Source organism: Acidovorax sp. M2(2025) (assembly GCF_049330835.1).
GTDB lineage: Bacteria > Pseudomonadota > Gammaproteobacteria > Burkholderiales > Burkholderiaceae_C > Acidovorax.
On sequence record NZ_CP186262.1, the window covers coordinates 182,062 to 207,598 of the forward strand.

20 protein-coding genes are annotated in these 25,537 nt (G+C 68.4%); 15 read left to right on the forward strand and 5 right to left on the reverse strand.

All coding sequences use genetic code 11. The annotated features are described in order from the left end of the window. Nucleotides 1-38: 38 nt before the first annotated feature. Nucleotides 39-584 (reverse strand): SRPBCC family protein, encoded by a 546-nt coding sequence (locus ACOYR3_RS00850; protein ID WP_422844648.1) that lies wholly within the window; start codon nucleotides 582-584, stop codon nucleotides 39-41. Between the two features lie 38 nt (nucleotides 585-622). After that, complete coding sequence (locus ACOYR3_RS00855) at nucleotides 623-1,036, reverse strand: YciI family protein (protein WP_422844649.1); 414 nt, start codon at nucleotides 1,034-1,036, stop codon at nucleotides 623-625. A 253-nt stretch (nucleotides 1,037-1,289) separates the two neighbouring features. Here ACOYR3_RS00855 and ACOYR3_RS00860 point away from each other — a divergent pair, with 253 nt between their 5' ends. From ACOYR3_RS00860 to ACOYR3_RS00875, 4 genes are all read left to right on the forward strand, one after another. Next, nucleotides 1,290-3,281, forward strand: coding sequence for a WG repeat-containing protein (locus tag ACOYR3_RS00860; protein WP_422844650.1), 1,992 nt, complete (start codon nucleotides 1,290-1,292; stop codon nucleotides 3,279-3,281). Between the two features lie 147 nt (nucleotides 3,282-3,428). Next, on the forward strand, nucleotides 3,429-5,498 hold the full coding sequence (locus ACOYR3_RS00865) for a TonB-dependent receptor plug domain-containing protein (protein ID WP_422844651.1): 2,070 nt from the start codon (nucleotides 3,429-3,431) through the stop codon (nucleotides 5,496-5,498). 7 nt (nucleotides 5,499-5,505) lie between these two features. Next, nucleotides 5,506-6,051 (forward strand): YfiR family protein, encoded by a 546-nt coding sequence (locus ACOYR3_RS00870; RefSeq protein WP_422844652.1) that lies wholly within the window; start codon nucleotides 5,506-5,508, stop codon nucleotides 6,049-6,051. Beyond that, nucleotides 6,048-8,006: a putative bifunctional diguanylate cyclase/phosphodiesterase gene (locus tag ACOYR3_RS00875; RefSeq protein WP_422844653.1), complete on the forward strand. Its 1,959-nt coding sequence runs from the start codon at nucleotides 6,048-6,050 to the stop codon at nucleotides 8,004-8,006. The genes ACOYR3_RS00870 and ACOYR3_RS00875 overlap by 4 nt, the downstream gene beginning before the upstream one ends. Here ACOYR3_RS00875 and ACOYR3_RS00880 read toward each other — a convergent pair. Both ACOYR3_RS00880 and ACOYR3_RS00885 read right to left on the reverse strand, forming a co-directional pair. Further along, nucleotides 7,994-8,353, reverse strand: a complete 360-nt coding sequence (locus ACOYR3_RS00880; RefSeq protein ID WP_422844654.1) for a YciI family protein — start codon at nucleotides 8,351-8,353, stop codon at nucleotides 7,994-7,996. The genes ACOYR3_RS00875 and ACOYR3_RS00880 overlap by 13 nt on opposite strands. Nucleotides 8,354-8,463: 110 nt before the next feature. Continuing rightward, a complete protein-coding gene (locus ACOYR3_RS00885) occupies nucleotides 8,464-9,774 on the reverse strand; it encodes an aminotransferase class I/II-fold pyridoxal phosphate-dependent enzyme (RefSeq protein WP_422844655.1) in 1,311 nt (436 codons plus the stop codon). 40 nt (nucleotides 9,775-9,814) lie between these two features. Between ACOYR3_RS00885 and ACOYR3_RS00890 the strand changes: the two genes are divergently transcribed. From ACOYR3_RS00890 to ACOYR3_RS00935, 10 genes are all read left to right on the forward strand, one after another. Next, on the forward strand, nucleotides 9,815-10,522 hold the full coding sequence (locus tag ACOYR3_RS00890) for a glutamine amidotransferase (RefSeq protein WP_422844656.1): 708 nt from the start codon (nucleotides 9,815-9,817) through the stop codon (nucleotides 10,520-10,522). Continuing rightward, on the forward strand, nucleotides 10,519-11,223 hold the full coding sequence (locus ACOYR3_RS00895; RefSeq protein WP_422844657.1) for an MOSC domain-containing protein: 705 nt from the start codon (nucleotides 10,519-10,521) through the stop codon (nucleotides 11,221-11,223). Before ACOYR3_RS00890 ends, ACOYR3_RS00895 begins: the two co-directional genes overlap by 4 nt. 308 nt (nucleotides 11,224-11,531) lie before the next feature. Next, nucleotides 11,532-13,220: a 2-isopropylmalate synthase gene (leuA, locus tag ACOYR3_RS00900; protein WP_422844658.1), complete on the forward strand. Its 1,689-nt coding sequence runs from the start codon at nucleotides 11,532-11,534 to the stop codon at nucleotides 13,218-13,220. Nucleotides 13,221-13,322: 102 nt separating this feature from the next. Further along, nucleotides 13,323-14,885: a type I restriction-modification system subunit M gene (locus ACOYR3_RS00905; RefSeq protein WP_422844659.1), complete on the forward strand. Its 1,563-nt coding sequence runs from the start codon at nucleotides 13,323-13,325 to the stop codon at nucleotides 14,883-14,885. Then, nucleotides 14,882-16,072, forward strand: coding sequence for a restriction endonuclease subunit S (locus tag ACOYR3_RS00910; RefSeq protein WP_422844660.1), 1,191 nt, complete (start codon nucleotides 14,882-14,884; stop codon nucleotides 16,070-16,072). The genes ACOYR3_RS00905 and ACOYR3_RS00910 overlap by 4 nt, the downstream gene beginning before the upstream one ends. Beyond that, nucleotides 16,073-17,083 carry a DNA-binding protein gene (locus tag ACOYR3_RS00915; RefSeq protein WP_422844661.1) on the forward strand — a complete coding sequence of 337 codons (1,011 nt, stop codon included), beginning with the start codon at nucleotides 16,073-16,075 and terminating at the stop codon, nucleotides 17,081-17,083. Nucleotide 17,084: 1 nt separating this feature from the next. Then, nucleotides 17,085-17,549: a type II toxin-antitoxin system death-on-curing family toxin gene (locus ACOYR3_RS00920; RefSeq protein WP_422844662.1), complete on the forward strand. Its 465-nt coding sequence runs from the start codon at nucleotides 17,085-17,087 to the stop codon at nucleotides 17,547-17,549. 151 nt (nucleotides 17,550-17,700) lie between these two features. Then, nucleotides 17,701-21,168, forward strand: a complete 3,468-nt coding sequence (locus ACOYR3_RS00925) for a DEAD/DEAH box helicase family protein (RefSeq protein WP_422844663.1) — start codon at nucleotides 17,701-17,703, stop codon at nucleotides 21,166-21,168. An 82-nt stretch (nucleotides 21,169-21,250) separates the two neighbouring features. Continuing rightward, nucleotides 21,251-21,748 carry a C40 family peptidase gene (locus ACOYR3_RS00930; protein ID WP_422844664.1) on the forward strand — a complete coding sequence of 166 codons (498 nt, stop codon included), beginning with the start codon at nucleotides 21,251-21,253 and terminating at the stop codon, nucleotides 21,746-21,748. 37 nt (nucleotides 21,749-21,785) lie between these two features. Beyond that, complete coding sequence (locus ACOYR3_RS00935; RefSeq protein ID WP_422844665.1) at nucleotides 21,786-22,886, forward strand: 3-deoxy-7-phosphoheptulonate synthase; 1,101 nt, start codon at nucleotides 21,786-21,788, stop codon at nucleotides 22,884-22,886. Nucleotides 22,887-22,952: 66 nt separating this feature from the next. Here ACOYR3_RS00935 and ACOYR3_RS00940 read toward each other — a convergent pair whose 3' ends face one another. Continuing rightward, a complete protein-coding gene (locus ACOYR3_RS00940) occupies nucleotides 22,953-24,374 on the reverse strand; it encodes an MFS transporter (RefSeq protein WP_422844666.1) in 1,422 nt (473 codons plus the stop codon). 249 nt (nucleotides 24,375-24,623) lie between these two features. Between ACOYR3_RS00940 and ACOYR3_RS00945 the strand changes: the two genes are divergently transcribed. Next, on the forward strand, nucleotides 24,624-25,418 hold the full coding sequence (locus ACOYR3_RS00945) for an IclR family transcriptional regulator domain-containing protein (protein ID WP_422844667.1): 795 nt from the start codon (nucleotides 24,624-24,626) through the stop codon (nucleotides 25,416-25,418). The last annotated feature ends 119 nt before the right edge of the window (nucleotides 25,419-25,537 follow it).

Below are 25,537 nucleotides of genomic sequence, written 5' to 3' on the forward strand. Positions count from 1 at the left end.
TGCGGTGCGGGCATTGGTGGCGCGTTGGTGGCACCGCGCTACGGCGCGGGCTTCGGCGCCGCCATCGCCACGGCCTGCAGGTGGGCCAGGCCGTCTTCGAAGTCCCGCCCCACCATGCGGTCCATGTTGAAGAACAGGTGCGCGATCTTGGCCAGGTAGGGCACGGGCCCCTGCAGGGCCCAGGTGACGCGGGTGGCCTGGGCGCCCTCGGGCTGGAGCGTGAACTCGGCCCGGTTGTGGGCTTCGAACGGAGCCACAAAGTCGAGCTTCATGTCCACGCGGTGCGGGGCCACCGCCTCCACGATTTCCAGGCTGCCCGTGCCCACCTTGTCGCTGCGCCAGGCGTAGCGTGCACCGGGGCCGGTGGTGGTGGCGCTGTATTCGCCCTTCAGGGCCGGGTCCTTGCGCTCGTAGGGGTTCCAGGTGTTGAACTGGCGCAGGTCGTGGATGAGGCCGAACACCCGGTCCGGCGGCGCGCCGATGACGCGGCTGCGCTCCACGCGGAACGTGTCCGGCCGCGTGGCGGCATAGGCCAGCAGCAGGGCCACAGCGGCCAGCAGCAGCAGGGCGATGGTCTTGAGCATGGGTGGCTCCTGGTCGTCCTGGGGGTCCTGGTCCGGGCTCAGCCCCGCAGGGCTTCCAGGTCGCGGAATGCCTCCACGCCTTCCACGCCGGCGAAGTCTTCCATCTCGAACAGCTGGCGCACCTCGATCTCGGCCTCCAGCCCCTCGCCGCGCGGGTTGGGAAAGCGGCGCGTCCACTCCAGCGCCTCGTCGCGGTTGCGCACCTGGATCAGGGTGTAGCCGGCAATCAGCTCCTTGGTTTCGGTGAACGGGCCGTCGGTAACGCTGCGCCCGCCCGCGCCATAGCGCACCCGCCACCCCTGGGCCGTGGGCTTGAGGCCGCTGGCATCCAGCAGCACGCCGGCCTGGGCCAGCTCCTCGTGGTAGCGCGCCATGGCGGCCATCAACGGGGCCGTGGGCATGTCGCCGCGTTCGGATTCGGCGGTGGCTTTCACAATGATCATGAATCGCATGGGGTTCTCCTGGGGTCGAACAAACAAGGGGGGTGAAGAAACGGACACCAAAATCTCCGCGGCCTTCCCCTGCACGACGAACCGCCCCCGGCCCAATCGACAGGCCGGCAAAAAAATCAGGGTAAATCCCCAGAAAAATCGCCGCGCCTCCGCCCGCGGGGCCGGATGTGGGCGATTTGGCAACGCCGTGCAAATCGTTACCGGCGCGGGCGGGCACCGTGGCTAGCATGCCGCCGGGAGTTTCCCCACGACCATGCACCGCGACCGCCCCCCCGCCTCCGCTGCAGCCGCCCCCTGGCTGGCCAGCCTGCCCCTGGACCCGGCGTGCGGGGAGGTTGCGCTGCTCATCGTCCACCAGGGGCGGGCCGCGGCGCCCGCCGAAGGCCTGCGCGAGGTCCACGGCTTTCATGCCGACGGTGCGGGCGGCTGGATCGCACCCGCCCGCGCGGCCGATGGCGGGTGGGGCTACATCGGCGGCGACGGCCAATGGCGTGTACCGCCCGCCCTGCAGCAGGCCCGCGGGTTTTGCGCCGGCAGCGACGGTCTGGCCGCGTTTTGCGACGGCGGGCGCTGGGGTTTCATCGACCTGGCCGGCCAGGTGGCGCTGGCGCCCGTTTTTGAGGAGGTGCACCCGTTCAGCCAGGGCGTGGCCCCGGTGCAGCGGCCCGGGGACGGCTGGTGCCTGGTGGACCGCCGGGGCCAGCCCATCGGCGCTGGCGCCACGTTCGCAGCGCTGGGCCCGCTGGGCCCCCACGGGCTGGCGCGCGCCACGGTTGCGGGCGCTGCGGGCGGGCCGCCCACCCACGGCTTTGTGGACCGGCAGGGGCGGTGGGCCATTGCCCCCGGCCTGCGCAGCGCGCAGCCGTTCGGCGCCGTGGCCGCCACGGCCGCGTCGCGCGACGGCGTGCTCCATGGCCTGATCGACCTGGCGGGCCACTGGGTGCTGGAGCCGCGCTACGCCTGCCTGGACGCTTTCAACGCCGACGGACTGGCCTTCTTCGCCGAGCCGGGCGCGGGGGACGGCGGGGGCTGCGGCTACGTGGATGCCGCCGGCCGGGTGGTCGTGCGCGGCGGGCGCCACCTGTCGCGCCACATGGCCTGCGGGGTGGTGGCAGACAGGACCCACGGCACGCGGTTTCTGACGGCCCGGGGCCAGCCGCTGCCGGGGGCGGCATGGAGCTTTGGCACGGACTTTTCCGCGGACCGGGGTGTTGCCGTGGTGCGGGCCGACACGCCCCAGACGCCGCCCGCGCCCCCCTGGGGCCTGCTGCATCCGGACGGCCGGTTCGTGCCGGCGCCCGCGCAGCTGCTGGAGCCGCTGACCGACGGCGCGGGCCGTCTGGTGGCGCCGCTGGCGGGCACGCCGCTGGTGCCTTTCATCACGCGCGACGGCCAGATGGCGTGGGTCGATGGAGACGGCACGGAGGTCTGGCGCGCCCACTACGACGGCCAGCAGGCCGCGCTGCTGGATGCCACAGGGGCCGTGCTGTGGCGCAGCAGCGTGCGGGACCTGTGCTGGCCGCCCCGGCCGTTCTTTCATCCGCCGCTGGCGGACCACCTGGAAGGGCTGCAGACGCTGGACGGCATCGTGCCGCTGGCCCAGCGGCTGCTGGCGCGTGCTGCCACCGAAGGCCTGGAGCCCGGCGCGCGTTGCCGCGTGCTGCACGCGGGCCTGAGCGCGCCGCTCCGCGGCCCGTATGCCTTCCTGGCTGCCGACCTGCAAGCCGCTGCGCACCAGGCCCAGGCGGCCCTGGCGCAGCGGCTGGCCGCGCGCTACGGCGCGCCGGTAATGCCCGGTGCTGCCGGTGCGACCGACGGGAGCGGCACCCTGGCCTGGGCCGTGCCCGCTGCGGGCCCCCTGCCGGCCGCGCCGGGCACGCCAGCCCCAGCCGGGGCGCCGCGCATCCAGTGGCTCACGCTGGAGCCGCGCGCCGATCCCTTCGACGGCGACGGCGCAGCCGGGTGGGAGCTGTGGCTGGCGGCCACGGCAGGCGGCGATGCGCCGCCCCCCAGCCCCGGCAACGCTACCCTGGTGCGACCCCTCACCCTGCGGCGACTGGGGGGCCTGGCAGCGCTGGCAGGCCACGGCGTGGTCTCCGCCGCCGCGTGGCACGCCGAGGGCGCGTGGGCCGGGGCCGCCACCCTGCTGCTGGCGGGCTTCTCGGAGCTGTACTGGGCGTGGCAGTTCCTGTTTTCCGATCCGTGGAGCCCCGGGCTGGCACTCACGGCCCTGCTGGCCCCCTGAGCCCGCGACACCCCCGGCCCCAGGCTGCGCGCGCCTGGGCAGGTCTGGCCCCCTGTCGCTGGTTGATACACTTTGTAAAGATTGCGGTGCAGCACCCGCCGCGTGCAACGCTTTACGACAGAACCTCTCCCGACGCCAGGGCCGCCCGTGCGAACGCTCCCTTTCCCCACCCGTACCGCCGGCGCGCGCGCGCCCGCCCTGCAAGCTTCCCGGGCCCTGCCGCGGCGGCGCTGGCAGCAGCATGCCGCCCTGGCGTGGCTGTGCGCCGCCGCCACGCACACCAGCGCCCAGGCGGACATGGCCCAGCTGCCGCTGGAGCAGCTCATGCAGATGGAGGTCACCACCGCCAGCCGGTACGCGCAAACGGCGCTGGAAGCGCCGGCCGTGGTCAGCGTGGTCACCGCGGAAGACATCCGCCTTTTCGGCTACCGCACCCTGGCCGAGGTGCTGGGCAGCATGCGCGGCCTGTATGTCTCCTACGACCGCTCCTACCACTACCTGGGCAACCGCGGGTTTGCCACGCCGGGGGACTACAACACCCGCGTGCTGCTGCTGGTCAACGGCGTGCGCTTCAACGACAACCTCTACGACCAGGCCACCATCGGCACGGATTTCCCGCTGGACCTGGACCTGGTGGAGCGGGTGGAGTTCGTGCCCGGCCCCGGCTCGGCCGTGTACGGCGCCAATGCGTTCTTCGGCGTGGTCAACGTGATCACCCGCGACGGCCGGCAGCTGCCGGGGCCGCAGGTGAGTGTGGAGGCGGGCAGCCATGGCAGTGCCAAGGGCCGGTTTTCGCTGGGCGGCATGGACGACCACGGAGGCGACTGGCTCGTGGCGCTGACCCGGTCCAGCAGCCGGGGGACCGACCAGTACTACGCGGCCTACGACACGCCCGAAAACAACCATGGCGTTGCGCAGCGTCTGGATTACGACCGCAGCACCCAGCTGTTTGCGCGCATGCGCCGGGACGGCCTGAGCCTGACGCTGGCCCACAGCGAACGCGTCAAGGGCACGCCCACCGCCGCGTTCTCGCAAACCTTCAACGACCCGCGCTCGCGGATGATCGACACCACCACGCGGCTGGCCGCAGAAATCACGCGCGAGCTGCAGCCGTCCCTGTCCTTCACCGGGCGCCTGCATGCGGGGCGGTACCGGTTTGACGGCGACTACGTGTACGACTACCCGCCCCTGACGCTCAACCGCGACGTCGGCGCGGGCCAGTGGTGGGGCACGGAGCTGCAGTGGATCAGCACCGCGATTGCGCGCCACAAGCTCGCCTGGGGCGTGGACTACCGGCGCGACACCGGCATCCGCCAGCTCAACTTCGACGTGGAGCCCGCGGCGCAGTACCTCGACAGCCGCCGCACCGGCAGCGCCGTGGGCCTGTACGTGCAGGATGAGTTTGCGCTGGCGCCCACCCTCACGCTGCACACCGGCGTACGCTGGGGCAAGCAGTCGGGCAGCGCGGGCAGCGTGCATCCCCGGCTGGGGCTGGTGTACTGGTGGAACCCGTCCACCGTCCTGAAGCTGCTGCACGGCACCGCCTACCGCCCGCCCAACGCCTACGAACGGGACTACGCCGTGGACCTGCCGGGCGGCATTCTCAGCACCCCCGGCCTGCGCCCGGAGAAGGTGCGCACCACCGAAATCGCGCTGGAGCATGCGCCCACGGGCACCACGCGCATGCTGGTGACGGCGTTCCGCTCCCAGGTGACGGACCTGCTGTCGCTGGGCGATGCGGCGGCGCCCGACCGGCTGGTGTTCAGCAGTGCGCGCGGCGTGCAGGTGCATGGGGTGGAGGCCGAGGTGGAGCAGCGCTGGCAGCGCGGCGCCCGCCTGCGCCTGGCCTGGGGCTGGCAGCACGCGCGGGACGCGAACGCCAGCGCCCCGCCCCTGACCAATGCCCCCCGGCAGCTGCTGAAGCTGCAGTGGTCGGACACCCTGCGCCTGGGCGCGGCCGGTCCGGGCCAGCCCGCCCAGTACGCGGTGGAAGCCATCGGCGTGGCCGCGCGCGAGACGCTGTCCCACGCGCGCCTGCCGGGGTACATCGTCACCAACCTCGTCTACAGCCGGCGCATCGCGGACGTGGACCTGTCGCTGGGCGTGTACAACCTGTTCAACCGCCGGTATGCGGACCCGGCGTCCTACGAGATCCGCGAGGACGCGATCCGCCAGGACGGACGCACCTACCGGCTCAAGCTCACGTACGCCTTCTGAGAACCCCATGGCCCGCGCCCTGCGTCTGCCCAACCTGCTGTGGAGCGGCCTGCTGCTGCTGTGCTGCAGCGGCGGCGCGGCGCAGGCCGCCGGGCCGGTGGACGAGCCCGATCTCAAGGCGGCGTATGTCTTCAACTTCATCCAGTTCGTGGAGTGGCCCGAGAGCGCGGCGGCACCCGAGGGCGAATGGCCGGTGTGCGTTTCGCCGTTCAGCCCGCTCAAGCGCGCACTGGCTGCGCTGGAAGGCCGCCCGGTGCGCAAGGGCCGCGTCCTGCGGGTGCGCCTGCTGGAGCCCGGCGATCTGCGGCAGTGCCGCGTGCTCATCCTGAACGGCCCGGAGACGGAGCCCGCGCTGCGCGCGCTGCGGGCCCTGCCCGCCGGGCACGGCATCCTGACGGTGGCCGACGAAGGCGTGGCAGACCACCCCGAGATCGCCATCGCCCTCGGCCGCCAGGCCCAGCGGATCGTTTTCGCGGTAGACACCGACGCGGCCAGCCGGGCGGGGCTCACCGTCAGCTCGCGCCTGCTGCGCCTGGCCAAGGCAGCGCCATGAACTCCCAGCGCCCCACCGCCGCAACGGGCCCCGAAGAGGGGGCGGAGCCCCGGCAGGCGCCGCCGCTGCTGCTGCTGTCGTCGCGGCTGGTGGTCACCGGCATCCTGGCGGCGGGCCTGGCGCTGCTGACGGTGGTGCTGGCGCTCACAGGGCTCGACTACTGGAGCACCCGCCAGTCGATGCTGGAGGACAGCCGGGTGGAGGCCGCTATCGTGGCCGACAACCTCTCGGCCGCGGTGGTGTTCCGCGATGCGCGGGCGGCCAGCGAGATGCTGGCCGCGCTCAAGGCCGCCCCGCTGGTGCTGGGCGCGGGCGTGTACGACGCCGACGGCACCCTGCTGGCGCACTACACCCGCGAAACCGGCCAGCGCTTTGCGCCCACGCTGGCAGGCACCGGCCTGCAGCCGGCCAGCGAGCGCGCCGGCCTGCGCGTGCTGGAGATCGCCCGGCCGGTGGAGATGGCGGGCGTGGTGTCCGGCACACTGTACTTCCGCAAGTCGATGCGCGCGGTGTACTCGCGCCTGCTGGTGCGCTTCGTCAGCGCGTTGCTGATCGCCGGATGCACCATGGCCATGGCGGTGGCCATGGTGCTGCGCAGCCGCGCGGCCGTGCGCCATGCGGAAAACCGCCTGCACGCGCTGGCGCACACCGACGCGGTGACGGGCACCGGCAACCGCCATGCCTTCAACGAGCGCCTGGCCGCCGAGATTGCGCGCGCCCAGGTCCTGGGCACCCGCCTGGCGCTGGTGTACATCGACCTCGACAACTTCAAGACCCTCAACGACACCTTCGGCCACGCGGCCGGGGACGGGCTGCTGCGCCAGGTGGCGCAGCGGCTGCAGTCGGCGGTGCGCACCGGCGACGCCATCTCGCGCGTGGGCGGCGACGAATTCGCCGTGGTGCTGCGCCTGGACATGGACGACGCCGCGCTGCACAGCTACGGGCAACGGATCGTGGGCACCTTTCGCCAGCCCTTCGTGGAACAGGGCCAGCAGCTGACCATGACCTGCAGCGCCGGCATCGCCACCTTTCCCGCCGACGCCGCCGACATGGACAGCCTGGTCAGCAACGCGGACACCGCCATGTACCGCGCCAAGGACATGGGCAAGAACCGCTGCGTGCGGTTCGAGGCGTCCATGAACCAGGCCGTGGTGCGGCGCCAGGCCATCGAGCAGGCGCTGCGCGGGGCCCTGCAGGAGGGCGAGGGGCTGTCGATGCACTACCAGCCGCTGTTTGCCGCGGCCGACCGCTCCCTGGTGGGCGCCGAGGCCCTGCTGCGCTGGACGCACCCGGAGCTGGGCCAGGTCTCGCCGCTGGAGGCCGTGATGGCGGCCGAGGACTGCGGCCTGATCGTGCCGCTGGGCTACTGGGTGCTGCGCACCGCCTGCCGCGATGCCGCGCGGTTCCAGGCGCACGGGCCGCTGCGGGTGTCGGTCAACATCTCGGCGCGGCAACTGGGCGACCCGCAGTTCCTGGAGCGGGTGATGGACATCCTGCGCGAAGAGCGCCTGCCCGCGCAGCAGCTGGAGATCGAACTCACCGAAACCGTGCTGATGGAGAACATGGAGGCCGGCGCGCACGTCCTGCACCGCCTGAGCCAGCTGGGCATCCACCTGGCCATCGACGATTTCGGCACGGGCTATTCGTCCATGGGCTACCTGCGCCAGCTGCCCGTGCGGCGGCTGAAGATCGACCGCAGCTTCGTCAAGGACCTGCCCGCGCACGAACACAGCCGCACCATCGTCACGGCCGTCGTGGCGCTGGCCCACGGACTGGGGCTGCAGATCACGGCCGAAGGCGTGGAAACGCCGGAGCAGGCGGACTACCTGGTGCGCCAGGGCTGCGACGTGCTGCAGGGCTACCTGCTGGCGCGGCCCATGCCGGCCGCGCTGCTGCAAGCCCTGCTGGCAGGCGGCGCGCAGGGCACTGCGGCGGGCGCGCTTCAGGCGCCTTGATAGCAGGGCGCCACTGCGCGCACCTCCACCGTGGCCCACTCGGCGGCCGGGCATTCGCGGGCCAGGGCCACGGCCTCGTCGCGCGTGGCGCAGTCCACCAGGAAGAAGCCGCCCACCATCTCCTTGGTTTCGGCAAAGGGCCCGTCCACCATGCGGGCCGCGCCGTCGCGCACCTGCAGGCGCACGGCCTGCTCGGTGGACGCCAGCGACTCGGTGGCCAGCAGCAGGCCGCGGGCCTTGAGGCCGTCGCCAAACCGCAGCATGCGCGCATAGGCCTCCTGCCCGCCGGCCAAGCCCCGCGCGGCCCGCTGGCCGTGGGGTTCCATGATGAGCAGCATGTAGGGCATGGCGTCTCCGGTGGGGGTGTGGAAGGGAAGATGGGCGCGATTCTAGAAGCGTCCCCGAAGCCCTGGCGATGGAGAGCCGATGGGAGATCTCCAAGGTCTTCCACAAGCCTTTAGAACACGGCGCGCCCCGGCGTGCGCAACGCTTGCGCGAGGTCGGCGGCCAGGCGCGGCATGTCGGTGACGGCGCATGCGCCCAGGCTCACGCGCACCGCGGGGGAACTGGCCAGGCGCAGGGGGCTGCCGGCCTGCACGGCCCAGCCGCGGGCGGCCAGGGACTGCACCACCGCCGCTTCGTCCGCCACCGGCAGCCACACGTGCAAGCCTTCGCCCGGCGCCACCGCGACATGTTCTGCAGCCAGGGCCCGCACAAGGGCCTGTCGCCGGGCGGCGTAGGCCCCCCCGGCCTGCGCGAACGCGCGGCCCTCGCGCATCTGCCGCCATAGGCCCGCTGCCAGCCCCTGCAGGATGCGGCTGACCCAGCGCGGCCCCAGGGCCTGCTGGGCGCGCAGGGCTTGCAGCAGGGCGGGGGTGCCGGTAGCCACCGCCACGCGCAGGTCGGGCCCCAGGAACTTGCTGACCGACACCACATGCAGCCACAGCGCGGGCAGCGATGCGGCCGGGGCCAGCGGTGCAGCGGACAGCGGGCCCCAGTGGTCGTCGAACACCACCAGCAGGTGGGGCAAGGCGCGCAGCTGCCGGCCCAGCGCCTTCCAGCGTGCGGGGCTGATGGCGGCGCCCGTGGGGTTGTGGGCCCGCGGCGTGAGCACCAGGGCCGCGCAGCCGCGCAGCACGCCCGCACCGGGCACGCACAGGCCCTGCGCGTCCACCGGCAGCGGCACGGGCTTGAGGCGCAGGCTGTGCAGCAGGGCCACCAGCGGCGGCCAGCACGGGTCCTCGACCGCCACGCGGTCGCCGGGGTGGGCGTGCGCGCGCAGGGCGCGCTCCACCGCGTCGAGCGTTCCCGAGAAAACGCCGATCTCTTCGCAGGGCAGGCGCTGTGCCCTGAGCCAGTGCTGCGCCTCGGCCTGCAGCGCAGGCAGGTCGGCCGGGACCTCGTAGCGGACCGACGCGGCCAGCGCGGCCCAGGCTGCCGCGCCGCCCCGCAGCTGGGGCAGCAGCGCCGCGTCGACATTGCCGCTGGCCAGGTCGCGCAACCCCTCGGGCACGGCATAGGCCTGGGGCATGCGGGCAGGCGCCTCCACCACGCGCGTGCCGCGGCGCCCATCGGTGACCACGCGGCCGGCATCGCGCAGCCGGGCGTAGGCCGCGGCCACGGTGTTGGGGTTCACCGCCAGCTGCTGCGCCAGCGCGCGCACGGCGGGCAGGGTGTCTCCCGGCTGCAGGGCACCGCTGCGCAGGGCCTCCAGCACGCTGTCGGCGATCTCGGCAGCAGTTTGGCCACGGGCGTACAATGAACTCATACATTGATTGTAATGTATTAGTACAAAACCGGAGAATGCCATGAAAACCGTGTTGGCGCTGCGGCATGTGCCGTTCGAAGACCTGGGCCTGCTCGGCCCCGTGCTGCAGCAACGCGGCTACGCCGTGCGCATCCACGATGCGGGGGTGGGCACGCTGGACGGGCATCCCGAGCCCGATCTGCTGGTGGTGCTGGGCGGGCCCATTGGCGCGTTTGACGAGGCTGCCTACCCGTTCCTGGCCGACACGCTGGCGCGGCTGCGCGCGCGACTGGCGCGCCGGCTGCCGGTGCTCGGCATCTGCCTGGGCGCGCAGCTCATGGCCCGCGCGCTCGGCGCGAGGGTGGCGCCCATGGGGCACAAGGAGATCGGCTTTGCGCCGCTGGCCCTCACGCTGGACGGCGAACGCTCGGTGCTGGCCCCGCTGGCCCACGGCACGCCGGTGCTGCACTGGCATGGCGACCAGTTCGACAGTCCGCCCGGCGGCCAGCGCCTGGCGGCCACGCCCCTGTGCCCGAACCAGGCCTTTGCCATGGGCACGCATGCGCTGGGCCTGCAGTTCCACCTGGAGGCCGATCTCTCGCGCATGGAGCAGTGGCTGATCGGCCACGCCTGCGAGCTGGCCGCGGCGGGCGTGGACTTGCATGCGCTGCGCAGCGGTGCACGGGAGCACGGCGCCGCGCTGGCCCGGGCGGCCGAGGCCGTGTTCGGTGCCTGGCTGGACGGCATCGAGACCGGTGGCTCGCAGTGAAGCCGCTGCTGCTGGGCCACGTGGCCGTGGTGCTGCGCGGGCAGGCCGTGCCGTTTGGCGACCGGCCCGGCACGCGCAGCGCCATCGCCAAGCAGGCCGCCACCAGCGCCGTGCGCGTGGAGGCCACCGGCCTGCAGGGCGATGAACAGGGCGACCCGCGCATCCACGGCGGCCCCGACAAGGCCGTGCACCAGTACCCCCTGGACCACTACGCCGCATGGCGCAGCGAGCTGGGCGCCCTGCCGCCGCTAGCGCAGGCAGGCGCCTTTGGCGAGAACATCTCCAGCACCGGCATGACCGAAGCCGACCTGTGCTGGAGCGACCGCGTGCGCATGGGCAGCGTGCTGCTGGAGGTCACGCAGACACGCCAGCCGTGCTGGAAGCTGAACACCCGTTTCGGCCTGGCCGACATGGCGCTGCGCCTGCAACGCACCGGGCGCACCGGCTGGTACTACCGCGTGCTGGAGCCCGGCACGGTGCAGGCCGGCGATGCCATCACCTTGGTGGCGCGGCCGTATCCGGCATGGCCGTTGTCGCGGGTAATCGAGGTGCTGTACCACCGCACGCTCGATGCGGCGCAGTTGCGTGAGCTGGCGCAGCTGCCCTTGCCACCGTCCTGGCAAAAGCTCGTCGCGCGCCGGCTGGAGCACGGCACCGTGGAGGACTGGATCCAGCGCACCCAAGGCCCGGCAAGGGATTGAGCCCCCGCGGCGCTTGGCAGCAGCGCCCGACCCGTGCTAGGATTTGCCGCTATGCAACGCAGCATGCCCCTGTCCACCCTATCGCTAGGCCTAGTGCCTGGCCGGGGTCTGCCTGCGTTCGCCACCCTGGTTGCCTGATCCGCTCAGCGCAACCCCTGATCTCCCCCTGACCCCGGCCCGCGAACCAGCCTTTGCACCATGCAAAGGGCTGCAGGGGATGTCACACGTTTTGTTTTTCATTCGTTGTTGACCGGCCGTGCGCCGACGCCCATTGCGCGCACCGCCCACCGTTCGTGGAGCCTTTTCTCATGATTGCCAAGCCCGCCACCAAGTACCAGCCCATCGCCCCGGTCGCATTGACCGACCGCCAATGGCCCACCCGCAGCATCACCCGCGCGCCCGTGTGGCTCTCCACCGACCTGCGCGACGGCAACCAGGCCTTGTTCGAGCCGATGAACGGCGAGCGCAAGATGAAGCTCTTCCAGGAGCTGGTGCGCATCGGCTTCAAGGAGATCGAAGTCGGCTTTCCGGCCGCGTCGCAGACGGACTTCGACTTTGTGCGCCGCCTCATCGACGAAAACCTGATTCCCGACGACGTGACGATCATGGTCATGACCCAGTCGCGCGAGGACCTGATCGCGCGCACGGTGGAAGCAGTGAAAGGCGTGCCCCGCGCCATCGTGCACCTGTACAACGCCACGGCGCCCGCATGGCGGCGCATCGTGTTCGGCATGAACGTGACACAGGTGATGCAACTCATTGCACACCAGGTGGGCTACCTCAAGCAGCTCACCGACGCACAGCCCGGCACAGCGTGGACGCTGCAGTACTCGCCCGAGACCTTCAGCGCCACCGAACTCAGCGTGTCCCTCAAGGCCTGCCAGACCGCCATCGCGGCGTGGAACGCGGGCCCCGGCCGCCCCATCATCATCAACCTGCCCACCACGGTGGAAAACGCCACGCCCAACGTGTTTGCCGACCAGATCGAATGGATGGACCGGCACCTCACGCCGCGCGAGCACATCGTGCTCTCGGTGCACCCGCACAACGACCGGGGCACGGGCGTGGCGGCTGCAGAGCTCGCGATGATGGCCGGCGCCGACCGCGTGGAAGGCTGCCTCTTCGGCAACGGCGAGCGCTGCGGCAACGTGGACATCGTGACCCTGGCGCTCAACATGTACACGCAGGGCGTGCACCCGAACCTCGACTTTTCGGACATCACCTCGGTGGCGCGCATTGCCGAGGAATGCACCGCCTTGCCGGTGCATCCGCGCCACCCGTATGCGGGCGACCTGGTGTTCACCGCCTTCTCGGGCTCGCACCAGGACGCGATCAAAAAGGGTTTTGCCGCGCAAGACCCGAACGCCTTGTGGGAAGTGCCGTACCTGCCCATCGACCCGGCGGACCTCGGCCGCACCTACGACAGCGTGATCCGCGTGAACAGCCAGTCGGGCAAGGGCGGCATCGCCTTCTTGCTGGAGCGCGAGCAGGGCGTGGTGATGCCGCGCCGCATGCAGGTCGAATTCAGCGCCGTGGTGCAGCGCCAGACGGACGCGAGCGAGGGCGAGATGACGGGTGATGCGCTGTGGGAGCTGTTCCAGGCCACCTACCTGCGCGCGCCAGCTCAGGCCGCCATCACCTGCCACAGCCACCGCATCGACGACGACGGCCAGGGCATCGAGCTGGACGTGACCATCGACGGCACGCGCCAGACCCTGCGCGGCCAGGGCAACGGCCCGATTGCCGCCACGGTGGACGCGCTCGGCCTGCCACTGCGCGTGGACCACTACGAAGAACGCGCCACCGGCACCGGCGCCCACGCCCAGGCACTGGCCATCGTGGAAGCCGCCATGGACGGCGTAGCCGGCGCCACCTTCGGCGCGGGCGCCAGCCACAACATCGTGACGGCCTCGGTGCAGGCCATCGTGAGCGTGGCGAACCGGCTGATGGCGCGGGGTGGGGCGGTTACATCAAAAATGATAGCTGCCAGCGCTTGATGGATAAGCTCTAGAGGCCATTTTTCTATAAATTCAAGGTGACGCCCCTGGCGTGGCAGACTCGCTGTTTCCCTCTCCAACACGCAGCGAAACTGCCACCCCATGCTCACCGGTGAACTCCGCAACAAAGTCGATCAAGTCTGGAACGCCTTCTGGTCCGGCGGCATCGCCAACCCCATTGAAGTCATCGAGCAGATCACCTACCTGCTCTTTCTGCGCGCCCTCGACAGCGACCAGACCCGCGAAGACAACAAGGCCCTGCGCCTCAAGACCCAGCCCGTGCGCCTCATCCCCGCAGGCGTGGACGCACTGGAGCGCCCGCACGACAACATGCGCTGGTCCCGCTTCAAGAACATGGCCCCGGCCGAAATGTTCGACGTGCTCAGCAACCAGGTCTTCCCCTTCCTGCGCGGCCTGCAAGCCTCCGGCGGCCCGGCGTCTGAATCGGCCTTTGCGCACCACATGCGCGATGCGCGCTTCACCATCCCCACACCCGGCCTGCTGGCCAAGGTGGTCGATTTGCTCGACACCATCCCGCTGGACGACCGCGACACCAAAGGCGACCTGTACGAATACATGCTCGGCAAGATCGCCTCTGCCGGGCAAAACGGCCAGTTCCGCACGCCGCGCCACATCATCGACTTGATGGTGGCCCTGACGGCCCCCACGCCGCAAGACACCATCTGCGACCCGGCCAGCGGCACCTGCGGATTCTTGGTGGCCGCAGGCGAATACCTGCGCCGCACCTACCCCGACATGCTGCGCGTGCCCGCGCAGAACAAGCACTTCCACAACGGCATGTTCCACGGCTACGACTTCGACAACACCATGCTGCGCATCGGCAGCATGAACATGGTGCTGCACGGCGTGGAACACCCGGCCATCGAATACCGCGACTCGCTGGCCGAAGGCGCGGCGGGTGATGCCGAGGCCTACAGCCTCATCCTGGCCAACCCGCCCTTTGCCGGCAGCCTCGACTACGAAAACACCGCCAAGGATTTGCAGCAAACCGTCAAGACCAAAAAGACCGAGCTGCTCTTTCTGGCCCTGTTCCTGCGCCTGCTCAAAACCGGCGGGCGCGCGGCAGTGATCGTGCCCGACGGCGTGCTCTTTGGCAGCAGCAAAGCCCACAAAGAACTGCGCCGCAAGCTGGTGGAAGAGCAAAAGCTCGACGCCGTCATCAGCCTGCCCGGCGGCGTGTTCAAACCCTACGCGGGCGTCAGCACCGCCATCCTGCTCTTCACCAAAACCATGAGCGGCGGCACCGACCACGTGTGGTTCTACGACATGCAGGCCGACGGCTGGAGCCTGGACGACAAGCGCCAGCCCCTGCTGGATACCAGCCTTTTAGGCCTGCAGCGCTTTGTGGACGGTCGCAACCAGCTATCAGAATCAGAGCGCGCCAAAAACAACCTGCCCGATGTGCTGGAGCGCTGGGGCCAGCGCAGCGGCACCGAACGCGACCGCCCCCGCACCGCCCAAAGCTTTTGCGTTCCCAAGGCCGACATTGAGGCCAATGGGTATGACCTGAGCATCAACCGCTACAAGGAAGTGGTGCGTGAACAGGTGCAGCACCGGGCGCCGGGGGACATCTTGGCGGAGCTGCGGGCGCTGGAGGATGAGATTGCGCGGGGGATGGGGGTGTTGGAGGGGATGTTGAAGTGAGTGCGAAATTCCCAACCGCCAAGCTGACCGCTATTGCCGAGCTGAACCCCACGCTGGGCAAAAAGCTGCCAGCGGAGGAACTTGTTTCTTTTGTGCCAATGGCGTCACTGAGCGCTGAATCTGCCAGCGTGGAAACCACGCAAGACCGGTCCTACGCAGAAGTAGCGAAAGGCTTCACGCCGTTTCTCGACGGCGATGTATTGGTGGCAAAGATCACCCCTTGCTTTGAAAACGGAAAAATCGCCCAAGCCCGTCTGCCGCGTCCGCATGGCTTCGGCTCCACAGAGTTTCACGTAGTTCGGGCACGTTCTGGAGTCGCTGAGTCGCGGTATCTGCACCATTACCTGCGGCTCGAAGAAGTGCGTGCAAATGGTCAGCGCCGCATGACAGGCAGCGGCGGGCAAAGACGGGTTCCTGCAAGTTTTCTCGCTGATCTAGCGATCCCACTACCCCCGCTGGAAGAACAACGCCGCATCGCCGCCATCCTCGACCAAGCCGAAACCCTCCGAACTCAACGCCGCACCGCCCTGGCCCTGCTCGACAGCCTCACCCAGTCCCTCTTTCTCAATATGTTTGGGGACCCAGTGACAAACCCAAAGAAATTGCCACTTTTCAGAGGCGATGAGATTTGTAGTCGCATCACAGTGGGAATAGTTGTCCAACCATCTTCGTACTACCGAAGTGAGGGCGTCCCTGCACTGCGGTCACTGAACATCCGCCCTAACAAGGTCGTGATGGAAAACCTCGTTTACTTCTCCTCTGAAGACAACGAGACGAAACTGGCCAAAACGAGAGTTCGCAAGGGAGATGTACTACTGGTCAGAACAGGCCAACCGGGAACCGCTGCGGTTGTTCCGCCAGAACTGGACGGCGTCAACGCAATCGACATATTGATCGCCACGCCAGACACATCGAAAGTTTTAGCAGACTATCTGTGCTACTTTTTCAATTCCGATGCTGGCAAAAAATTGGTGCTTGGTGCCCAACGTGGGCAAGTGCAAAAGCACTTGAATGTGGGGGCAATGAATGCTGCCCTTATCCCCATCCCCCCCCTCCCCCTCCAACAAACCTTCGCCACCCGCATCGCCTCCATCGAAGCCCTCAAAGCCACCCACCGCCGCGCCCTGGCCGCGCTGGATGCGCTGGTTGCCTCGCTGCAGCAGCGGGCGTTTACCGGAGCCTTGTAAATGAACGAACTCACCACCGCGCAACTGCAGCGCCAGAACATCCTGAACAACCGTTTTGCCCTGCAGGTGGCAGAACAGCACCTGCAACTGGGCGGGGTGGTGTTTCAGGGGCAGACGGTGTTCACCAAACAGCAGGTGATGGCCCTGTTTGAGGTGAGCGATGCCACGGTGGAGCGCTACGTCAGCAACCATGGGGAAGAGCTCAAGGTCAATGGCTACCAACTGCTTCGAGGAAAAAACCTTAACGAATTCAAAGACTTAGTGGGTGGTACCCTCATGAATGAGGGTATCAAAACCAGCATTCTGGGCGTGTTCAGCTTCCGGGCCGTGCTCAACCTGGCCATGCTGCTGACGGAGAGCGAACGCGCCAAGGCCGTTCGCTCACGCTTGCTCGACATCGTGATGGACGTGCTGGCCGCGCGCACGGGCGGGCACACCAAGTACATCAACCAGCGCGATGAGCACTACCTGACGGCCACGTTCCAGGAGCAGAGTTACCGCAAGCAGTTCACCGATGCGCTGGACCACTTTGTGGTGGAGCACCAGTGGAAATACGTGCGCTTCACCAACCTGATCTACCAGTGCATCTTCCGTGAAAACGCCACCGAATACCGCAAGGTGCTGAAGCTTGCGGCCAAGGAGAGCATTCGGGAGACGATGTATTCCGAGGTATTGACACTGATCGCCAGCTTTGAAGCGGGCATCGCCCATGAGCTGGAGCAGGAGTTCAATCGCTTGGGCCGCAAGCTCAGCATGCAGGAGGTGGAGGCACTGTTCGGGCGCTTTGAAAGCCACCCACTCTTCAAGCCGCTCATCCTGGATGCCCGCACCAAGATGGCCAGCCGCGACCTGGGCTTTCGGGACGCGCTGCACCACAAGCTGGAGGCTTATATCCAGTCCGTTCCAGAAGCCGACTTTGATCGCTTTCTGGGCGAGACCAGCAAGTCGCTGGAAGACCGCCTGAGCGACCCCGCCACCTTGGCCGTGTTCAAGCGCCTCAAGGACCGCTGAGATGGACGAGCACGAGGGCTTGCGTTACCTGTACTTCGACGTGGCCCACGCCTTGCGCACGCAGGCGTGGATCATTGAAAACTCTGGTGGGCTGGGTGGCGTCAAGAATGTGGAGCACCTGGAGAGTGTGCTGGGCCACATCCAGAATGACTGGTACTACCCGGAGATGGCAGACAAGCTGACCCACCTGGTCTTTTCAGTCAACAAGAACCACCCGTTCAACGACGGCAACAAGCGCTCGTCCATCGGCTTGGGCGCGTACTTTCTGGAACTCAATGGCTACGACTATGTGGTCAAGCGTTTTGTGCTGGAAATGGAAAACATCGCCGTGTATGTGGCGAGCAATGTGGTGGGCAAGGATCTGCTTCGGGAAATCATCGCATCGCTGCTGTATGAAGAGGACTATTCCGAAAGCCTCAAGCTGGCGTTGATTGATGCGATCTCACGGCATCAACCTGATTTCTAAAGCCCTGCTTTGCCCAAAGGGTTTTAGGATTCATGTTGATCTTAAAAATATCTTTTAAAAACAAAGACTTATAAAACCTGTTCTAAAGATTTCGGCCGGTTTCTCAGCTTTAGAAAATCCTTAGAACCGATTCAGCACCGGAGGGAGTCCCTTGAGCGCAACGTCGAACTTCGCATTCCTGCAGCCCGACTGGCCCGACCTGCTGGCCGAAGCCCGCCGTGCCGAGGCCGCTGCCCACAGCGACCCGCGCACCGCCTGCTTCTACGCCCGCCGCACGCTGGAGCTCGCGGTGGCATGGCTCTACGAGGCGGAAGGCGGCCGCGGTGGCAGTCTGCGCATGCCGTACAAGGCCGACCTGTCGGCTTTCTTGTTTGAACCCAGCTTCCAGCAACTGGTGGGCAATGCGGTGCACGCCAAGATGGACGTGATCCGCCGCCTGGGCAACAAGGCGGTGCACGATGTGCGCCCGGTGGCTGCGCAGGATGCGCTCAACGCGTTGCGCGAGCTGTTCCATGTGGCGTTCTGGCTGGCGCAGCACTACGCGCGCCGCGTGGGCGACCGGCCTGGGGCAGGGCTGCAGTTTCGCGTGGACCTGTTGCCGCCCCCTGCCAGCACGGCAGTGGCGCAAGAGCAGGCCGCCAGCCGCGCCGCCCAGGCGGCTGCACAAGAGGCATTGGCCCAGCAAGCCCAAGCCCTGGCCGACCGTGATGCCGCCCTGCGCGAAGCCGCGGCCCGCAATGCCGCGCTGGACGCCGAGCTGGCCCGCTACCGCGCCGAGATTGCCGCCGCCAAGGCCGCCAACGCGGCGCAACCCGCCACAGCCCACGACTACAACGAAGCCGCCACGCGCGACCTGTTTATCGACCTGCTGCTGAAAGAAGCCGGCTGGGCGCTGGACCAGCCCCGTGACCGCGAGTTTGAAGTGCAGGGTATGCCCAATGGTGAAGGCAAAGGCTTTGTGGACTACGTGCTGTGGAGTGGCGAAATCCCCCTGGCCATTGTGGAAGCCAAGCGCACCCGCCGCAGCGCCCAGGAGGGCCAGCAGCAGGCCCGCCTGTACGCCGACTGCCTGGAACGAAGCACGGGCCATCGCCCCGTGATCTACGGCACCAACGGCTATGAACACTGGATGTGGGACGACACCACCAGCCCACCGCGTGCTGTGCAAGGCTTTCATACGCGGGACGAGCTGACGCTGATGGCCCAGCGCCGCACCACGCGCAAGCCGCTGGCCAGCCTCAGCATTGCGGCCGGCATCGTGGAGCGCCACTACCAGCAGCGCGCTATCCGCCGCATTGCCGAAACCTTTGAGCGTGACCAACACCGCAAAGCGCTGGTGGTGATGGCCACGGGTGCAGGCAAAACGCGCACGGTGATCGCGCTGGTGGACTTGCTCATGCGCGCGGGCTGGGCCAAGCGCGTGCTGTTTCTGGCCGACCGCGTTGCGCTGGTGAACCAGGCCGTCAACGCCTTCAAGGCCCACTTGCCTGATGCTGCGCCGGTGAACCTGGTGACCGACCGCGCCACCGAGGGGCGGGTGTATGTGTCCACGTACCCCACGATGATGGGTCTGATCAACGAAAGCGCGGGCGGCGGAAAGCGCCGCTTTGGCGTGGGGCATTTCGACCTGATCGTGGTGGACGAGGCGCACCGCTCCATCTACCAGAAGTACCGCGCCATCTTCAGCTACTTTGACGCGCTGCTGGTGGGCCTGACGGCCACGCCCAAGGACGAGATCGACCGCAACACCTACAGCCTGTTTGGCCTGGAAAGCGGTGTGCCCACGGATGCCTACGGCCTGGACGACGCCATTGCCGAGGGCTACCTGGCCCCGCCCAAAGCGATTTCGGTGCCGCTGAAGTTCCAGCGCCAAGGCATTCGCTACGACGACCTGAGCGACGACGAAAAGGACCAGTGGGACGCGCTGGAATGGGATGAAGAGGGCGGCGAGGCCCCCGACGAAGTGAGCGCCGAGGCGGTGAACCAGTGGCTTTTCAATACCGACACGGTGGACAAGATGCTGGCCTTGCTGATGGAGCGCGGCCACAAGGTGGCGGGCGGCGACCGGCTGGGCAAGACCATCATCTTTGCCAAGAACCAGCGGCACGCCGAGTTCATCCAGGCGCGCTTTGATGCGAACTACCCCGAATACCGGGGCGAGTTTGCACGCACCATCACCTTCAAGACCGAATACGCGCAGTCGCTGATCGACGCCTTTGCGCAGAAGGACCGAGCCCCGCACATTGCCATCTCGGTGGACATGCTGGACACGGGCATCGACGTGCCCGAGGTGGTGAACCTGGTGTTCTTCAAGATCGTGCGCTCCAAAGCGAAGTTCTGGCAGATGGTCGGGCGCGGCACGCGGCTGTGCAAGGAACTGTACGGGCCGGGGGAGGACAAGAAGGACTTCTTCATCTTCGACTTCTGCCAGAACCTGGAGTTTTTCAGCCAGGAACTGGAGGGCAGCGAGGGCGCGCTGGCCCAGCCACTCTCGCAGCGGCTGTTCAACGCGCGGCTGGAGCTGATCGAAGTGCTCGACAAGCGCTTGGCCAGCAATGGCGTGGCCGAAGCGCCCGACCAATCGCCGGTGCTGACAGAGGCCGCCATCCGCCGCGACACCGCTGCGCTGCTGCACAGCATGGTGGCCGGCATGTCGCTCGACAACTTTGTGGTGCGCCCGCAGCGCCGCTGGGTGGAGGCCTGGGCGCAAGCCGACGCTTGGAAGCGCCCTACGGCCGAACAACTGGCCGAGGTATCCGCGCACCTGTCGGGCCTGCCCACCGCAGTGCGCGATGACGACGAAGACGCCAAGCGTTTTGACGCCCTGCTGCTCAGCACCCAGTTGGCGCTGCTGCGCAGCGAACCGGCCCTGGCCCGTCTGCAAACCAAGGTGCAGCAACTGGCCAGCAGCTTGCAGGAACTGGCCAACGTGCCCAGCGTGCGCGAGCACCTGCTGCTGATCGAGGCTGTGGCTGGCGACGAGTGGTGGCAAGACGTGACGCTGCCCATGCTGGAGCAGGCGCGGCGCAAGCTGCGCAGCCTCGTCAAGCTCATCGAAAAGAGCAGCCGCAAGGTGGTCTACACCGACTTTGAAGACGCCCTGGGCGAGACCGCTGAAGTGGATTTACCCCTGGTGGCCAGCGCCGTGGACTTTGACCGCTTTCGCGCCAAGGCCAAGGTGTTCTTGCGCGCCCATGAAGACCGGCTGGCGCTGCACCGGCTGCGGCGCAACTTGCCGTTGACGGAGGCCGATCTCACTGAGCTGGAATCCATGTTGCACGAGGCGGGCGCTACCGACGCTTTCGTAGCCCGCGCCCGCGAACTGCATGCCAGCCTGCCGGCATTTATCCGCTCACTTGTCGGGCTGGACCGCGAGGCGGCCGCGCAGGCTTTCTCCCACCTCATCGCGGCAGGCACGGCTACCGCGAGCCAAATGCAGTTCATCGAAGAGATCATTCACCATCTCACCGAACATGGCGCCATGCCGGCAGAGCGGCTCTACGCCTCGCCCTTCACGGACATCCATGCCCAGGGGCCGGACGGCGTTTTTGACGCGCACAACGTGGAGCGGCTTTTTGCCGCTTTGCAGCAGTTTGAGAGTCCTCGCGCCGTTGCCTGAACATTCGGGTCACTGCGAAATTCATAGCTGCCAGCGCTTGCGGGATAGGCGCTGGAGGCCGATTTGACCTAAACTTCTGCCCATGCGCGCAATTCTCTCCTGCATGGTCTGCGCCGCGGCGCTGCTGGCCTTGGCCGGCTGTGGCACCTCCCGGCCTCCGTCCCGTTCCGTGCCGGTCGCCCCTGTGCGCACCACGCCGCCGCTCACGGCCGAGCAGGCGCACGACATCGCCATCCATGCCCTGGGGCTGGTGGGCACGCCGTACCGCTACGGCGGCAACACGCCGGACTCGGGCTTTGATTGCAGCGGGCTGATCGGCTACGTGTACCGCAACCAGGTGGGCACGCCGCCGCCGCGCACGGTGGCGCAGTTGGACACCTGGGGCTACCCGATTGACGGCCGTGAGCTGCGGGCGGGCGATCTGGTGGTGTTCGGCACGGGCTCCCGGCCCAACCATGCGGGCATCTACGTGGGGGAGGGGCGCTTTGTGCACGCGCCCTCCACGGGCGGCACCGTGCGGCTGGACCTGCTGCAATCGCGCCACTGGGCGCGGCAAAACGCGGCTTTCAGGCGACCGTAGAAGCCCCCCGGGGCGCCGCGCGACAATCGGGGCCACCATGACCCACGCACACCGCTCCGCCAACCCCGTTTCCACCCACGACACCACGCGCATCGACGACACGCGCATCAAGGCCGTGCGGCCGCTCATCACGCCTGCGCTGCTGCAGGAGTGGCTGCCCACGCCGGAGGCCGCGCTCACGCTGGTGGAGGCCAGCCGCGCCGCCATTTCGCGCGTGCTGCACGGCCAGGACGACCGGCTGATCGTGGTAGTGGGGCCCTGCTCCATCCACGACCATGGCCAGGCCATGGAGTACGCGCGCGCGCTCAAGGCGCAGGCCGATGCGCTGCAGGACGACCTGCTGGTCGTGATGCGCGTGTACTTTGAAAAGCCCCGCACCACCGTGGGATGGAAGGGCTACATCAACGACCCGCGTCTGGACGGCAGCTTTGCCATCAACGAAGGGCTGGAACTGGCGCGCCAGCTGCTGCTGGACGTGCTGGCCCTGGGCCTGCCGGTGGGCACGGAGTTCCTGGACCTGCTCTCCCCCCAGTTCATCAGCGACCTGGTGAGCTGGGGCGCCATCGGCGCGCGCACCACCGAGAGCCAGAGCCACCGCCAGCTGGCCAGCGGCCTGTCGTGCCCCGTGGGCTTCAAGAACGGCACCGACGGCGGCATCAAGGTGGCCAGCGACGCCATCCAGGCCGCGCAGGCACCGCACGCCTTCATGGGCATGACCAAGATGGGCCAGGCCGCGATCTTTGAAACCCGCGGCAACCAGGACTGCCACGTGATCCTGCGCGGCGGCAAGCAGCCCAATTACAGCGCCGCGGATGTGGACGCCGCCTGCACCTTGCTCAAGGCGGCCGGCCTGCGCGAGCAGGTGATGATCGACGTGAGCCACGCCAACAGCAGCAAGCAGCACCAGCGCCAGATCACGGTGGCCGGCGAGGTGGCCGCGCAGATCGCGGCGGGGGACGCGCGCATCACCGGCATCATGATCGAAAGCCACCTGGAGGAAGGCCGCCAGGACATCGTGCCCGGCCAGCCCCTGCGCCACGGCGTGTCGGTGACCGATGCGTGCATCAGCATGGCGCAGACCGTGCCCGTGCTGCAGGACCTGGCTGCGGCCGTGCGGGCGCGGCGGGCGCTTCGCTGAGGCAGCGCAGCCTGCGCGGGCCGGGCAGGGTGGGTTCCCGCCCTTGCCCTTTGCCGTGCCCTTTGGTCAGACGGGCGCAGCGCCGGTGCTGCGGGCGGCCGCCACCGACTCGGCGCGCAGTTGGTCGTACTCCGACGCGGGGAGGGCCGCGGCGCCGCGCTGGCCCAGCTGGTCCATGGGCACGCGGAAGGTCTCGCGCGCGGTGAAGGCGGCGAAGGCCGCAATGGCCGTGATGCCGAAGGTGATCGCGCCCACGGTCAGCCAGATGTTGGCCGCGCCCGGAGGGGCCACCGCGGTGAACAGCGCCGGCAGCATGGCCGTGATGGCCGTGCCGGCGTTCTGCGCAATGGCCATGGCCGAGACGCGGGTGCGGGTGGGGAACAGCTCGGGGTAGAACGCGGGGAAGACGGCGTTGTAGCCCTGGTAGACCAGGCCCCACATCAGCAGCGACATGGCAACGGCCAGCGGGACGTTGTGGATGCTGATGGCATACAGGTAGCCAAAGGCCAGGAGCCCCGACAGCAGCGCACCCACGATGATGGGCGGCCGCCGTCCGATGCGGTCGGACAGGTTGCCCACGGACGGAATCACGGCCACGGCCAGGATGTTGCCCAGGACGGGAATCCACAGGTACACGTCCTTGGCGAAGCCGATGCCGTAGGCCGGCTGCACCGCGTACGCCGCGCCGAAGATGGTGGCCACCACGGGGATCACGTTCATCAGCGCCATGCCCACCACGCGCAGCATGTCGGCCCAGTGGTACTTGAACGCATCCACCACGGGCGAGCGCGGGCGGGACTGCGGTGCGGTTTTTTCCTCCTGGGCAAACGCGGGGGTCTCGTCCACCTCGCGGCGGATCATCCAGCCGGCAAGGATGACGATGAAGCTCAGCAGGAAGGGGATGCGCCAGCCCCAGGTGTTGAACTGCTCGGCCGGCATGTAATGCGCCAGGGGCAGAAAAACGGCGGCGGCCAGAATCTGGCCCGCCTGCACGCCCTGCAGGGCAAAGCTGGCAAAGAAGCCGCGCCGGCCGAACGGCGCGTGCTCGAGGATCATCGAACTGGCCCCCGAGATCTCGCCCGCCACCGCAAAGCCCTGGATCAGGCGCAGCACTACCAGCAGGACGGGCGCCAGCAGGCCCACCTGGTCGTAGGTGGGTAGCAGGCCGACGGCGATGGTGGAGAAGCCCATCAGGAACATGCACCACACCAGCACCTGCTTGCGCCCGTGCGTGTCGCCCAGGTGGCCCAGCACGAAGGCACCCACCGGGCGCGCCACGTACCCCACGCCATACGTGGCCAGCGAGGCAACGATGGCGATGGCCGGATCCCCCTTGGGAAAGAAGATCTGCGGAAAGATCAGCGCCGCGGCGGTGGCGTAGATGAAAAAGTCGTAGTACTCCAGGGCAGAGCCGATCCAGCCGCTGGCCGCGGCTTTCTGAGACTGGTGCCGCCCCTTGGGCGGCTCGTGGGTGGACGATGAGGGCATGGTGCTTTGTCTCCTTGTTTGTCGCTGTGCCAATGGCTTCGGGCGGGGACCGCCAGGGGGCGGTTCACGGCGCGAAAGAGGCCGTTCGGCCGTCCGGCCCCGTTCGCTCTGGGGCGCAATGTAGGTCGGTGGAGTGCTGCCTGGCGCCGGGCGCGGCCGTGGTTTGTTCGATCATCGATCAGCACAGCGCGATAATCGAACGCAAGCAGGGTTTGTCCCGAACCCGTGCAACATTTGCTCAACATCGCCATGCCCCCTCCGCCACCGCTGCCATCCCCCCAGCCGCCGGGCCTGGAGCGGCGCGACTGGATCGCCGGCCTGGAACGCGGGCTGGGCATCATCGAAGCCTTTGACGACGAGCATTCGCGCATGACCGCCAGCGAAGCCGGCCAGCGCACCGGCATGACGCGCACGGCGGCACGCCGCTACCTGCTGACCCTGCAGCACATGGGCTACGTGGCCACCGACGGCAAGCTCTTCTGGCTCACGCCGCGCGTGCTGCGGCTGGGGCAGTCCTACCTGGAATCCGCACGGCTGCCCCGCATCGTCCAGCCGTTCCTGCAGCGCGTGGCCGCCGGCACGCACGAGAACGCCTACCTGAGCGTGCTGGATGGCGACGAGGTCGTCTACATCGCGCGCAACGGCCCCAGCCGCAGCATGAACACCGGCTACGTGCTGGGCGCACGGATCCCGGCACAGGTCACCGCCTCGGGCATGCTGATGCTGGCCCTGCAGCCGCCAGAGCAGGTCGCCCATTGGCTGGCGACCCGGCCGCTCAAGGTGTTCACCTCCCACACCATTGCCCACAAGGAACAGCTGGCGACGGAGTTCGACCGCATCCGGGCGCAGGACTGGGCCCTGTCGGAGCAGCAGCTGGACCTCAATTCCCGCGGGATCGCGGTGCCGCTGCGCGACCGGCACGGCGAAGTGGTCGGGGCCCTCAACGTGACCATGCCCATGGGCCACGAAAGCAGCGCCGACGCCGCGGCCCGCGTCCTCCCCTTGTTGCGGGAGATTGCGCAGGCGATGCGCAACCTGGTCTGATCCCCCGCGGCGGGACGGCCAGGCGCATGGGGCAAACCCTCACCCCCGCGCGCCGGGAGGCAGCGCAGCGCGGTGTAGCATTAACAGTTAACAATTGTGGTCCGGGGGATTTTGGCCTA